12 protein-coding genes and 1 other annotated feature (1 of these 13 running past the window's edge) are annotated in these 12926 nt (G+C 50.4%); of the genes, 9 read left to right on the plus strand and 3 right to left on the minus strand.

The window, feature by feature from the left end:
* Nucleotides 1-14 (plus strand) — a binding site (T-box leader); it begins 184 nt to the left of the window's first position.
* Between the two features lie 48 nt (nt 15-62).
* From tyrS to P398_RS0107885, 3 genes are all read left to right on the plus strand, one after another.
* The gene (gene tyrS, locus P398_RS0107875; protein ID WP_024371353.1) at nt 63-1310 is read left to right on the plus strand and encodes a tyrosine--tRNA ligase; all 1248 of its coding nucleotides are present in this window, start codon (nt 63-65) and stop codon (nt 1308-1310) included.
* Nucleotides 1311-1413: 103 nt separating this feature from the next.
* Nucleotides 1414-2037: a GTP pyrophosphokinase gene (locus P398_RS0107880; protein WP_029334699.1), complete on the plus strand. Its 624-nt coding sequence runs from the start codon at nt 1414-1416 to the stop codon at nt 2035-2037.
* Between the two features lie 27 nt (nt 2038-2064).
* On the plus strand, nt 2065-2664 hold the full coding sequence (locus P398_RS0107885) for an SLATT domain-containing protein (RefSeq protein WP_029334700.1): 600 nt from the start codon (nt 2065-2067) through the stop codon (nt 2662-2664).
* 51 nt (nt 2665-2715) lie between these two features.
* Here P398_RS0107885 and rpsD read toward each other — a convergent pair whose 3' ends face one another.
* Nucleotides 2716-3315, minus strand: a complete 600-nt coding sequence (gene rpsD, locus P398_RS0107890) for a 30S ribosomal protein S4 (RefSeq protein ID WP_024371356.1) — start codon at nt 3313-3315, stop codon at nt 2716-2718.
* A gap of 222 nt (nt 3316-3537) precedes the next feature.
* Nucleotides 3538-4020, minus strand: coding sequence for a GAF domain-containing protein (locus P398_RS0107895; RefSeq protein ID WP_029334701.1), 483 nt, complete (start codon nt 4018-4020; stop codon nt 3538-3540).
* Between the two features lie 236 nt (nt 4021-4256).
* Here P398_RS0107895 and ezrA point away from each other — a divergent pair, with 236 nt between their 5' ends.
* Nucleotides 4257-5987, plus strand: a complete 1731-nt coding sequence (gene ezrA, locus P398_RS0107900; RefSeq protein WP_029334702.1) for a septation ring formation regulator EzrA — start codon at nt 4257-4259, stop codon at nt 5985-5987.
* A gap of 75 nt (nt 5988-6062) precedes the next feature.
* Nucleotides 6063-7634: an amidohydrolase gene (locus P398_RS0107905; RefSeq protein ID WP_029334703.1), complete on the plus strand. Its 1572-nt coding sequence runs from the start codon at nt 6063-6065 to the stop codon at nt 7632-7634.
* Between the two features lie 43 nt (nt 7635-7677).
* Here the strand turns inward: P398_RS0107905 and P398_RS0107910 are convergent, their stop codons facing one another.
* Nucleotides 7678-8496, minus strand: a complete 819-nt coding sequence (locus P398_RS0107910; RefSeq protein WP_024371360.1) for an NAD kinase — start codon at nt 8494-8496, stop codon at nt 7678-7680.
* Between the two features lie 154 nt (nt 8497-8650).
* On the opposite strand from P398_RS0107910, the gene tpx reads away from it, so the two are divergent.
* The 4 genes from tpx to P398_RS0107930 all read left to right on the plus strand — a co-directional run bounded on the left by tpx (nt 8651) and on the right by P398_RS0107930 (nt 12918).
* A complete protein-coding gene (gene tpx / locus P398_RS0107915) occupies nt 8651-9139 on the plus strand; it encodes a thiol peroxidase (RefSeq protein WP_024371361.1) in 489 nt (162 codons plus the stop codon).
* Nucleotides 9140-9241: 102 nt separating this feature from the next.
* Nucleotides 9242-10129 carry a class I SAM-dependent methyltransferase gene (locus P398_RS0107920; protein WP_029334704.1) on the plus strand — a complete coding sequence of 296 codons (888 nt, stop codon included), beginning with the start codon at nt 9242-9244 and terminating at the stop codon, nt 10127-10129.
* Nucleotides 10130-10254: 125 nt separating this feature from the next.
* A complete protein-coding gene (locus P398_RS0107925) occupies nt 10255-11466 on the plus strand; it encodes an acetate kinase (protein ID WP_029334705.1) in 1212 nt (403 codons plus the stop codon).
* Between the two features lie 861 nt (nt 11467-12327).
* Complete coding sequence (locus P398_RS0107930) at nt 12328-12918, plus strand: 3D domain-containing protein (RefSeq protein ID WP_029334706.1); 591 nt, start codon at nt 12328-12330, stop codon at nt 12916-12918.
* The last annotated feature ends 8 nt before the right edge of the window (nt 12919-12926 follow it).

Below are 12926 nucleotides of genomic sequence, written 5' to 3' on the forward strand. Positions count from 1 at the left end.
TCTCCGTCCCTTCTCAATATGAGAAGGGACGTTTTTTTATGTCAATCGAAGGAGTGGGACAGATGGAATTATTGAATGATTTAGCATTTCGAGGACTCGTCAACCAAATGACGGATGAAGAAGGATTGAAGGAACAACTGAAAAAACCGACGACGCTTTACACGGGGTTTGACCCGACGGCCGACTCGCTCCATATCGGACACTTGTTGCCGATTTTGACGCTTCGTCGCTTCCAAGAGGCAGGGCACCAAGTCATCGCGCTAGTCGGTGGTGCGACCGGGATGATCGGAGACCCGTCAGGCCGTTCCGACGAACGTTCACTGAACACGCTTGATACGGTGAAAGAGTTCTCTGACCGCATCAAAGATCAGTTGAGCCGCTTCCTTCCATTAGAAGGAGAGAACCCGATCACGATTCGCAACAACTACGAATGGACGGCCGAGCTGTCCATCATCGACTTCCTGCGCGATATCGGAAAACATTTCCCGATCAGCTACATGCTCGCGAAAGACTCGGTCGACTCGCGTTTAGAGAATGGGATCTCGTACACGGAATTCTCGTACATGTTGTTGCAATCGTTCGACTTCTTGAAGTTGTACGAAAATGAGAACTGCCGCCTTCAAGTCGGTGGGAGCGATCAGTGGGGGAACATCACGGCCGGGCTCGAACTCATCCGCCGTTTCGGTCATCAAGAGAAGGCGTTCGGTCTCACCGTGCCGCTCGTCACGAAGTCGGACGGGCAGAAGTTCGGGAAGACGGCCGGTGGCGCGGTCTGGCTTGACGCTGACAAGACGACGCCGTACGAGTTCTACCAGTTTTGGATCAACGTCGATGATGCCGACGTCATCAAGTTCATCAAGTACTTCACGTTCTTGACGCATGAAAACATCGAAGCACTCGCGGCCGAAGTGGCATCAGCTCCTGAGAAACGTGTCGCCCAGCGCCGTCTCGCCGAAGAGATGACGAAGCTCGTCCACGGTGAAGCCGGGCTTGAACAGGCTGAACGGATCACGACAGCGTTCTTCAGCGGTGACCTCACGTCGCTCAAACCAGAAGACATGGACGCAGCGTTCAAAGGGATGCCGCAGTTCGAACTTGACGGTGAGCGCAATCTCGTCGAGTTGCTCGTCGAGGCGAAGATCGTTCAATCGAAACGCCAAGCGCGTGAAGACGTGCAAAACGGTGCCATCTACTTGAACGGGGAGCGGGAACAGGCGCTCGATAAAGTCATCACACGAGAAGATACGCTCGGCGAGTTTACAATCATTCGTCGCGGGAAAAAGAAATACTTCGTCATTCGTCACGTCTGATGCGTTCGTCCATTTCCGTCATTTACGGGAATGGACGTTTTTTTCGTACATCAACGCTCAGCGAGTCTGGTACGATTGAAGTAGGAAGTGAGGAGGATGGGTAATGGAAATCGAAGAATTTTTCGGTGAACAGTTTCACCATTGGCGAGAACGGTTCCGCTACTATGAGATGGCGATCACCGAACTCGAGAGCGACCTTGGGATCATCGATCTCGACTGGCAGACGAGGCTCGGCTACTCGCCAATCGAACATGTGAAAACACGGATGAAGACGCTTCCGTCCATCATTCGGAAGATGAAACAAAAACAGCTCCCACTCGAAGTGGAAGCGTTATGGGACAACGTGCACGATGTCGCCGGTGTCCGGATTGTCACGAGTTTCCGTGACGACATCTATGCGATTTTGGAGCATCTACAGACGCGCGACGACTTGAAGATCGACGTCATAAAAGACTACATCGAACATCCGAAACCGAGCGGATACCGCAGTCTCCATTTGATCGTGCGGACGAAAGTGTACTTGGCGGAACGGGTCATCTGGGTGCCGGCCGAGATTCAAATCCGGACGCTCGCGATGGACTTCTGGGCGGCGACGGAACATAAACTCCAATACAAGTATCAGCAGCAAATCCCTGAGGCGTCCCGGCATGAGCTGACCGAGGCGGCGAACATGGCCGACGCGCTCGATACGCAGATGGGCCGGATTCGGAAAGAAATTTTAAAATAAAAATACTTGGGAAATGAGGGCTTTAAAATGAGTGTAGAAACAGAAGAGACTAGAAGCGAATCAGTAAATAATATGAATGTATATTATGAATTAGTAAGAAGAGTCGATTTGACTAGACGGGCCAGAATTAAAGCTTCTGATAGACTTAGGAATAAGCATGATTTTTTTGAAAAAACCTCTTATTTTTACTCGTTAATAGTATTGATTTTATCAATATGGTTTATTGATGGTGAGGGAGAAATCACAAAAGTGTTATTAATCTCTTCTTTATCATTAACCTTTTTAACAATGTTTTTGGGTATAAAAAGTTATAAAGAGCGGGCTGGTAATTTTGAAAATAATTATCAACAATTAAATGTACTCTTAAATAAATTGCAAAGATTAGAAGCGTGTCCAGAAGAAATTACTCAATTAAAATTGAAAGAATTGCATCGAGATTTTGAGAAACTAATTATTGAAAAAGAAAACCACATTTCAATTGATTATAAGCGATGTAAACCTGAATTTGAAAAAAAGTATATGTGGGATATATCATTCTATTTATTTAAAGAAATTTTTATGAGAATTGTAATAACGGTCGCTCCTTTTTTAATTCTAGTTTATTTTATTATGAACTCCATTACATAATAAATGTAAAAAATCCCCTTTCCTGCCGAAGCAGGGAAGGGGATAAAAGCATTAACGTGAGTAGTACTCGACGATGAGTTGCTCTTTGATTTGGTCGTTCAATTCAGTACGCTCAGGAAGACGTACGAATGTACCTTCGAGCTTTTCAGCGTCGAATGTGACGAAGTCTTTTGTAGCTGGTGCTACTTCGAGAGCTTCAGCGATCGCTTTGAAGTTTTTAGACTTCTCGCGAACTGAAATGACTTGACCTGGTTTTACACGGTAAGACGCGATGTCTACACGTGAACCGTCAACTTGGATGTGACCGTGGTTGACGAGTTGGCGCGCTCCACGACGTGTGCGAGCGAGACCCATACGGTAAACGAGGTTGTCAAGGCGTGACTCGAGCAAGAACATGAAGTTCTCACCGTGGATACCTTGCATTTTCCCTGCATCGTTGAAGATGCGACGGAATTGCTTCTCGTTGATTCCGTACATGTGACGGAGTGCTTGCTTCGCTTGAAGCTGAAGACCGTATTCAGAGATTTTACGACGACCATTGCCGTGTTGGCCTGGTGCGTAAGGACGTTTTGCTAATTCTTTACCCGTTTCGCTAAGCGAGATGCCTAAGCGACGCGAGAGTTTCCAAGCTGGACCTGTGTAACGAGCCATGTTTGGACTCCTCCTTGTTGTTCATGTATTTTGCACAAAAGAACAACGGTGTCAAAGACGGGTGACGCCCCTTTCAAGGTTCAAGCACCTTCACTTGATAGCGAAGCTACAAGATGCTCCTCCGACTATGTCGAGGCCCGAAAGGTGGATACGTCTGTCGATGACTGCTATCGTCATTTCATGCACAAAAATCAGTATACGATGGATTCGGTTGCTTGTCAATCAGATGAAGCGAAGTAATGTTTGGCAAAATTGTTCTAAGCCTTGGCGATCGATTTCCGAGAAACGATCGAACTCTGGGCTGTCAATGTCAAGGACAGCGATCGTCTCGCCGTCACGGACGAGCGGGACGACGATTTCAGAGTTCGAGGCGGCGTCACAGGCGATATGGCCTGGGAATTGGTGGACGTCAGCGACGAGCTGGGTCTCTTGTGTCGAGGCGGCAGTACCGCACACGCCTTTTCCGAATGCGATGTGGACACAGGCCGGCAGTCCTTGGAACGGTCCAAGGATGAGCGCGTCATCACCGTTCTTCATATAAAAGCCGACCCAGTTGATGCGGTCGAGGAATTGATTGAGCAGCGCGCTCGCGTTCGCGAGATTCGCGACCTCGTTCGTCTCGCCTTCTAAGAGCGCGGCGAGTTGTTTGTTCAGCAGGTCATAGCCGGCGGCCAAGTCGCCAGAGTAAGTTGTCGTTTGAAACATATGATGTCCCTCCTATATGAATGCATGCTAGATAAGCATCATCGTACACGCAATTTTCTGATTTGTCTTCCGAAATGTTTTACCCGCCAATGAACATTCTCTACCCAAACCGTTGGAAAACCTATGCAAATCCACAGTTGTATAATATGATTAAGTATATCTATACTTGTAAAATACATCATTTTCTTCTTTAAGATACATAAGTCCATGAAAGCGGCTTGGAGGTTGTGACAAAGATGGATTACGGACTATACGGGATTTTAATTGGAATCATCGTCATCGCGCTAGGGGCCATGCTCGCTAGTATGCTCATTCGAAGAAGTTATTACCAAAAAATTGATGATTTGGATATAAGAAAGCAAAGCATTCTCAGTGCGAGTGTGCCAGCTGAACTCCAAAAATTCAAACAATGGCCGATGGAAGGAGAGACGAAAGAAAAGTTCGAACGCTGGCATCAGTCGTGGGACGAACTCGTCAGTGTCCATACCGGCCAAATCGATGAATCGCTCTACCGTTCGGAAGAAGATCTCGATAAGTACCGCTTCCTCAAGGTGAAGTCTGATTTAGGTGCGACCGAGCAACTGATTGAGGAGTTAGAGTCCATGGTTCACGGCATGCTCGATGAGATGGCGGAGTTCAACGACTACCACGCCTCACTCCTCGACATCGTCAAGAAAGACGAGAAAGAGTTGTATCAGTTCCGCAAGACGCTCGTCTCCCAAAACAACGCGTTCGGTCCGACGTACGATCTCGTCGAGGCTGAAATCGCGGCCGCTGAGGCGAAACGGACGGAAATGATGACGCTGAAGCAAGAAGGGCAAGTGTCAGAGGCGTTCGTGGCCGGGCAAGACTTGTCGGCGAAAGTGATGCACATCCGTGAACTCATCGGCATCATCCCGCAGTTCGTCCGGACGGTGCAAGTCGAGTTGAGACAACAGCTCAATCAACTCCGTGCCGGCCATAAAGAAATGCAGATGGACGGCTATGCGCTCGAACCGCTCGGGTTGATGGAAGAGATCGAACAAGCGGAAGATCGACGCCTTGCGCTGATGGAACGGATTGAAAAACTCGATTTCGAACATTTCGAGACGGATATGCAACAGCTCAGTTCGGACATCGATCAATTGTTCGAAGCGTTCCGCACCGAAGTCGACGCGAGACAGTATGTGAAGAGCGAGTTTGCGACCGTGCGGGAACGTGACATGAAGACGACGGAACTCATGACACGTCTCAATGAGGAAATGTCACGCCTCGTCAGCAATTACGAAATCAATGCGCGTGTCGGAGAAGAGTTCGAACAGCTCGAGCGCGAACGGACGACGCTGTCTGCGAACGTGCACGACATCGAACAAGCCCTCGGCGCTCAAATGCTTCCGTTCAGCTTAGTCAAATCGAAAGTGCAAGACGCGAAACGTTCGCTCGACCAATTCGCCGCCATGCACGAACGGTTCATCGAGAACACGAATTCACTTCGGAAAGAAGAACTCGAAGTGCGCAACAAGCTCGAGAATTGGAAGAAAGAACTGTCGGCCCATCGCCGTCTGCTCGCGAAGAGCGCGATGCCGGTCGTGCCGAATGATTTGATGAACGAGATGCGTCAACTTCAAAAGAGCGTCCAGTCGCTCGATGAACAGTTCGAGAAAGCACCATTCAACATGACGTATATCGTCGGTTTGAGCCACGACATCGAAGAGACGATGGACAACTTCCGTGATCGGGTGAAAGCGCTCCTCCGACAAGTGACGTATGCCGAACAGCTGCTTCAATACGCGAACCGCTACCGCCGCCGCGACAACGAGGTGCACATCGCCTTGACACTTGCGGAAAATAAGTTCTTGCACGGTGAATATGGCACAGCCGTCGAAATCGGCGAGCGTGTGCTCGGTCGTTTCGATGAAGGGGCCGCACGTGAGATTCGTCAACGTGTGGAAAAAGGTCTCGAACATCAAGAATTACTTCGTAAATAATCTATGCATGAAGATTGACGTAAACGGGAATTAACGTAGACGTCAATCTTTTTTGAATCGAGGAGGAGTTATGTGATGGGAACGCTTTGGGTGAACGGAAAGATTTATACGTTGAATAAAGAAGGCGAGATGAGTCGGGCGATGTACGTCGAGCACGGCCGGGTGTTGAAGATGGGAGAGGAAGGTCACCTTCGCCGTACATATGCGGGGCGGATCAAGGACATCGTCAACCTTGAAGGGAAGAGCGTCTATCCGGCGTTCACGGACTCTCACATCCATTTGATCGGCTACGGTGAAGCGCTCGACCGAATCGATGCGACCGAGACGACCGATTTGAACACGTTGCTCGAGACGATGAAACAGAAGGCGAGCGGGGACGACTGGATCGTCGCGGAAGGGTTCAACGACCGCCTGCTCGGTGAGATGCCGACGCGGGAGATGATCGATGCCGTCATCCCGGATCGGCCCGTCGTTTTGAAACGGGTATGCCGCCACGTCGCCGTCGTCAACTCGAAAGGACTCGAACGTCTAGGCTTGATCCATCATACGGTCATCGAAGGCGGCAAGCTCGGCCGGGACGACGAAGGCAAGCTGAACGGCGTCTTATATGATGCGGCACTCGATTTGTTGCACCGTGAGCTTGGAGGCAACCGGGAAAAAAATGTCGCCTCGATACGACGGGCCGTCGACTCGTTGTTTGCTCACGGCATCGTCGGAGCTCATACCGAAGATTTATTCTATCACGGTGACCCGCTTGAGACGATTCAAGCGTATGAAGAGGTGCTCGGGGACGTTCCGTTCCATGCCCATCTGCTCGTGCACGAACAAGTCGTCGATCAATTGCTGCAGCATGACGCGCTCGCGAAGCGACCACGCTTCGATTTCGGAGCGATGAAAATTTTCGTCGACGGGTCGTTCGGCGGGCGGACCGCCCTCCTTACTCAGCCATACACGGATGACCCAGGCCAGCGTGGCATCGAAGTGCATCGCCCGGAACATCTCGAGGCGCTCGTGAAAAAAGCGCGGTCTTACGGGATGAACGTGGCGGCGCACGTGATCGGTGATGCGGCGGCCGAACAGTTCATCGGATTACTCGAGAAATATCCGGCCAAACGGGGCACACGCGACCGGATCATTCACGCCTCGTTGTTAGATGACAACTTGCTGAAACGAATCAGTGCCTTGCCGGTGCTGATCGATGCCCAGCCGATCTTCTTGTCAGACGATATGGATTTGTTGTTCGATCGTCTCGGCAACGACCGGGTCGACAACGCACATCGTTTCAAGTCGATGATCGACACCGGGGCGCTCGTCCTAGGCGGGAGCGACGCGCCGATCTCAACGGTGGACGTACGAAAAGGCCTTTACGCCGCCGTCACACGGCAGTCGTTCGCCGGGTCCGGGACGATCAGCCCGAATGAGCGGCTCTCGATGTACGAGGCGCTCCGGAGCTTCACGTATTCGCCGCGGGTCGCGACACGTTCGCACGGCCGCGACGGGTTGCTCATTCAAAGCTACAATGCGACGTTCACGGTGTGGGAAAACGATTTCTTTGACCTTCAGGGGCAAGATATTTTGAACAACCGGCTCGTCATGACCGTCGTCGAAGGGGCGCCGGTATACGAAGCTGACGTCATCACGACATAACGAAAAGCGAGCCTTCCCGATTCGGGAAGGCTCGCTTTGTCAGTTAGAAGAAAGAACGTTGAACTTTATGCCAGAACGAGTTGTTGCGTAGTTTGACCGTCTTGATAACTTGGTCAGACAGTTCGATATCGATTCGGTCCGTATATTTCAAGCTGAGCGCTTCGTTGTCCATCCCGATGATCGGATAATCGTTGCCGTCCTCGACGATGCGGAGCGACAGTTTGCGTGATTCATGGACGATGAACGACGAGCCGAGCGTTCGGTAACGGTTGTTGTTCACTGAAGCGATTTCGCTCACTTGCATGCAACGGATGAGCGGGTCGACGACTGAACCGTTCAGCGATTTATTGTAGGCGGTCGAACCGGTCGGTGTCGAGACGACCATCCCGTCTCCGCGGAACGTCTCGAAATGGAGGTCATCGATGTACACTTCGATCGCGAGCGATTTGATGATGCTCGATTTGATCGACGCCTCGTTCAAGCAGAGAAGCGGTGTCGATTCATTGATCGATGCGGACAAGAGCGGGTATTTCCGCACTTCGAGCCCAGCTTCGATGCGAGCCGTGTTATCCGAGAACAAGCGGTCGACTTCGTCGAGCTTATGTATGTCGAAGTCGCAATAAAACTCGTTCAAGCCACGTCCGAATCCGACGTAAATCGCGTCTTGGCGAAAGCCGGTGTAACGGACCGCCTGTAAAAATGCGCCGTCTCCCCCGATGGCGACGATGATGTTGGCGTCTTCAGGTCGAGTGACGATGTTGAAGCCGTGTTTTTCCCCGATTTCATGTAACTTCTTTACTTCTTTAGTGAAATCGTTGACGTTGCGGTGATACAAATAAACGTTGTTTCTCATCCGAGTCATCCCCTTTGTCGTTTATGTCTTCTCCATTATAACGTGTTTTGGCTACCGGATATAGGGAAAAACAGAATCAGGCCGTCTGAGGCAGGATGCTTGTCATCGAGACGGCGCCATCGATATGATGGAGACGTATAATTCAATTAAAGGGGATGAAAGAATGCCGACATTTAAAGGGAATACCGTGACATTGCAAGGGAATCCAGTGAAAACAGGCGACAAGGCGCCGGACTTCACCGCGCTCACGACGAGCCTAGAAGAAGTATCGCTCGCTTCTTATCCAGGAAAGAAATTGATCAGCGTTGTCCCATCGATCGACACGGGACTATGTGATACTCAAACTCGGGCGTTCAATGAGAATGCGGCGTCACTCGGTGGGACGGTATTGACTGTCTCGAACGACTTGCCGTTCGCCCAACGCCGTTGGTGCGCGGCTTCCGGCCTAGAGAACGTCATCATGTTATCGGACCACCGCGACCAATCGTTCGCCAAATCATACGGCGTGCTCATGGAAGAACTCCGCTTATTGGCGCGTTCGGTCTTCGTCATCGATTCGGAAGGCACGGTTCAATACGTGCAGTACATGGACGAGATGACGGACGAGGTCGATTTCGACGCTGCGCTCGAGGCGTTTGACGCAGCGAACTGATTCGCTTGGCGAAACGTGACGAATAGCTTACACTAACGTATAGAAGTGAAACGGCCGGCTCTCATTCAGAGGGCCGGTTTTGTATGGAGAGGATGAACGAAGATGGAACGATTCGAACAACTGTACCGGGACTGGAAGAAAGACGTGAAGAAAGTGGTGGCCGACCTTGATCTGCTCCCGCTTGAAGCGTTGATTGAAGTGTTGGAGCGCGTCGACGTGGAGGCGGAGAAAATGGACGATGTGCGAAAAGCCGTCAGCCTGCTCGTCCTTGAAGAGACGACATCACTCCCGCCGAACCATCAGCCGACACCTGACGCGGTTAGCCTGTTCATCGGTTATTTGGCGACGAAACTCGTCAAGGATGGGGCTACGGTGCTAGAACTTGGGAGCGGGACGGGCACGCTCGTCCATGCTGTGCTATCACAATTGAAAGATGCGACGGCACAAGCGGTCGAAGTGGACGAGTTGATGCTCCGTCTCTCGTATGCGATCAGCAACCTGCTCGAGAAGCCGGTATCTTATTTCCATCAAGATGCCCTGGAGCCAATCGTCGTCGAACCGAGCGAGTTGACACTCGTCGATTTGCCGATCGGTTATTATCCGAACGACGAGGTCGCCAAGACGTATGACCTGCGCCGTGAGGAAGGTCATTCATACGCGCATTTCTTGATGATGGAGCAGGCGATGCGGCACACGTTGCCGGGCGGGCACGGTGTTTTCGTCATCCCGAACAATTTGTTTGAACAAGATGACGAAGGGAAATTAAAACAATGGATGGACCGTGAAGCAGTCGTCAAAGGCGTGTTGCAGTTGCCGACGACGATGTTCAAGGACGAGCGTTATGCGAAAAGTATATTGCTGCTTCAAAAGCTTGGGGAGGGCGTCAAGCGTCCGAAACAGGCGCTTCTTGTCGAACTGCCGTCATTCACGGATGTCCGCGCTGTTGCCAATATCGTGAAACAGATTGACGATTGGTTTAAAACAACATAATTTTATTAGGCAAAAGACTTGAAAAACACATGGCATATCAAGTATCTTCATTATGATACAGTTATTGTTTTTTAAGAAAACAGATAAAGATACCCGTTTAAATCGAAAGGTAAGAGGTGTATGACATGACAAAAATTATGGCAGTCAACGCAGGGAGCTCATCGCTCAAGTTCCAACTTCTCGAAATGCCGTCTGAAGACATGCTCGCAGTCGGATTAGTCGAACGCGTCGGGAAAGACGATGCGATTTTTACAATCAAGTACGGTGAAGGACAAAAGTTCAACGTCGTCACACCGCTTCACACGCACAAAGAAGCGGTCGAGCTCGCGCTCGAAAAATTGATTGATCTCGGAATCATCGCGTCGTTCGATGAAATCACGGGCGTCGGTCACCGTGTGCTGCACGGGAAAGAGTTGTACGCTGACTCGGTCGTTATCGATGACGAAGTCATGGCGAATATCGAATCGTTCGTCGAACTCGGACCACTCCACATCCCACCGAACTTGACAGGGATTCGTGCGTTCCAAACGATTTTACCGAATGTGCCGCAAGTCGCGGTGTTCGACACGGCGTTCCACCAGTCGATGCCGGAAGAGAACTTCTTGTACAGCCTTCCTTACGAGTATTACACGGAGCATGGCGTGCGTAAGTATGGTTTCCACGGGACGAGCCACAAGTACGTGACGCAACGTGCCGCCGAACTACTTGGCCGTCCGCTCGAAGACTTGCGTTTGATCTCGTGTCACCTCGGAAGCGGTGCCTCGATCGCAGCTGTGGCCGGTGGTCGTTCAATCGATACGACGATGGGCTTCACTCCGCTCGAAGGAATCACGATGGGGACACGCTCGGGATCGCTTGACCCGGCCCTCATCCCGTTCCTTATGCAAAAGACGGGCAAGTCAGCGGAAGACGTCTTGAACGTCATGAACAAAGAGTCAGGCGTATATGGCCTCTCAGGCATCTCGAGTGATTTGCGTGACATCGAACAGGCTGCTGCAGAAGGCAACCATCGCGCCGAAGTCTCGCTCAAAATCTTCTCGAACCGAATCCACGGGTATATCGGCCAATATGCGGCTGAGATGAACGGCGTCGACGCCATCATTTTCACTGCAGGTGTCGGAGAGAACTCGGACGTCATTCGGGAACGGATCCTCCGTGGCCTCGAGTTCATGGGGGTCTATTGGGACCCATCACTTAACAACGGAGCGCGCGGCAAAGAGTTGTTCATCAACTATCCGCACTCTCCAGTCAAAGTCATCATCATCCCGACTAACGAAGAATTGGTCATCGCTCGGGATACGGTGCGCATCGCGAACCTCGTCGAAGAGCACGCATAATTTTGACACTCCCACGATTGAAACCTTGGGATTCTGAAGTGCTTGTGCGAGCGCAGTCCATTTCTGTTTTGCTCAAGCCTTCAGATGAGGGTGTGCCATCACCCCTCCTGAGACAGACCATATAGGTTCTCAGGCTGATGGACTGTTACCATCCACCACAGGTCGTTGCAGGTGTGTCCACCTGATGTTTTAGCGTCTTTTACGTGACGACAGGCATCGTTTTACCGGTCACATGTTTTCGTGACCGAACCGGATACGATTCTCAAGGTGCGATGGACACGGGCGTTTTAGAGACTTGTACTTGTCTATGGAATATATATACCCGAATGTCGGATGTTCTTCACATCCGAACTCACTTTCATCCCATGCCTAAAGGCGGCTATGCCCGGTATCGGCTTTCCCGTTCGTAAAATCTGTAATCAGATGTTTGTAACCCCTTTGTTCTTCGGAACAAAGGGGCTTTTTTTTGTGACTTTCATCCTATTCGTTGGTCTGGTGTGACGGGACTCTCGGGCAAAGGCGGCGACATGTTTGTAACAATCGGCATGAAAAACCAAAACTTTGTAACGTTCAAGTCATATAACAACCATAATATGGATTTTAATATTACGAAAATAGACGGGAGTATGTAAAATCGTCATCTGTCTTTAAAAAAGAGGCTTTTTGTAACATTGCCGTAACTTTCATGTCATTCAAATGAATTTTAGTTGTAACGGCACTCGGTAGTGATTCGTCATATAGTTATCTGGACGAAACATACTCGTCTTGACTCATCGGGTTATAAGTTGAACGTACTGGACATCAAAGAAATCGACAACATGAAACACGACAAACCAAACCGACTAGGAAAGGACGAACCACATGCTAAAAAAAATTGGAACGGTCTTACTACTGACGGTCATGACATTTGCTATGCTATTACCGCAACAACAAGTTGAGGCATCTTCAAAAGTACTCGTACAAAGCCAAGTGAACGGCTTGAACGTCCGGGCAGCGGCGCACGTCAGCGGCAAAGTGCTCGGCAAGATCGACAAAGGACAGCAACTAGAACGCACAGGCTCAAAAGGAGCATGGATTCGCGTCAACTATAAAGGGAAAGTCGGCTGGGTCGCGACAAAATACTTACGCACCGTCAAACCGGTCGCAAAAGCTAACGTGAAATCGTACACGATGAACGCGTCGGCTTACACGCCATATTGCAAAGGCTGCTCTGGAAAGACGGCGCTCGGATGGAACGTACGCACACAAAAACATAACGTCGTCGCGGTCGACCCGCGCGTCATCCCACTCGGTTCAAAAGTACAAGTGTACGTCGGTGGGAAGTTGATGGGGACTTACACGGCGGCAGACACGGGCGGCGCTATTAAAGGCAACAAGATCGACATTTTAATGTATTCACAAAGTGCGGCTTTGAAATTTGGCCGGAAGACGGTCACCGTCAAAGTCTTATAATGAATGAA

Origin of the sequence: Exiguobacterium aurantiacum DSM 6208 (genome assembly GCF_000702585.1) — a bacterium.
In the GTDB taxonomy this organism is placed as follows: domain Bacteria; phylum Bacillota; class Bacilli; order Exiguobacteriales; family Exiguobacteriaceae; genus Exiguobacterium; species Exiguobacterium aurantiacum.

Coding starts and splice junctions, on each gene's coding strand:
- P398_RS0107910 (WP_024371360.1), bottom strand. CDS start 8,496: ATGACTCGGATGAGAAACAACGTTTATTTGTATCACCGCAACGTCAAC.
- tpx (WP_024371361.1), top strand. CDS start 8,651: ATGCCGACATTTAAAGGGAATACCGTGACATTGCAAGGGAATCCAGTG.
- tyrS (WP_024371353.1), top strand. CDS start 63: ATGGAATTATTGAATGATTTAGCATTTCGAGGACTCGTCAACCAAATG.
- P398_RS0107895 (WP_029334701.1), bottom strand. CDS start 4,020: ATGTTTCAAACGACAACTTACTCTGGCGACTTGGCCGCCGGCTATGAC.
- P398_RS0107920 (WP_029334704.1), top strand. CDS start 9,242: ATGGAACGATTCGAACAACTGTACCGGGACTGGAAGAAAGACGTGAAG.
- P398_RS0107885 (WP_029334700.1), top strand. CDS start 2,065: ATGAGTGTAGAAACAGAAGAGACTAGAAGCGAATCAGTAAATAATATG.
- P398_RS0107925 (WP_029334705.1), top strand. CDS start 10,255: ATGACAAAAATTATGGCAGTCAACGCAGGGAGCTCATCGCTCAAGTTC.
- P398_RS0107905 (WP_029334703.1), top strand. CDS start 6,063: ATGGGAACGCTTTGGGTGAACGGAAAGATTTATACGTTGAATAAAGAA.
- rpsD (WP_024371356.1), bottom strand. CDS start 3,315: ATGGCTCGTTACACAGGTCCAGCTTGGAAACTCTCGCGTCGCTTAGGC.
- ezrA (WP_029334702.1), top strand. CDS start 4,257: ATGGATTACGGACTATACGGGATTTTAATTGGAATCATCGTCATCGCG.
- P398_RS0107880 (WP_029334699.1), top strand. CDS start 1,414: ATGGAAATCGAAGAATTTTTCGGTGAACAGTTTCACCATTGGCGAGAA.
- P398_RS0107930 (WP_029334706.1), top strand. CDS start 12,328: ATGCTAAAAAAAATTGGAACGGTCTTACTACTGACGGTCATGACATTT.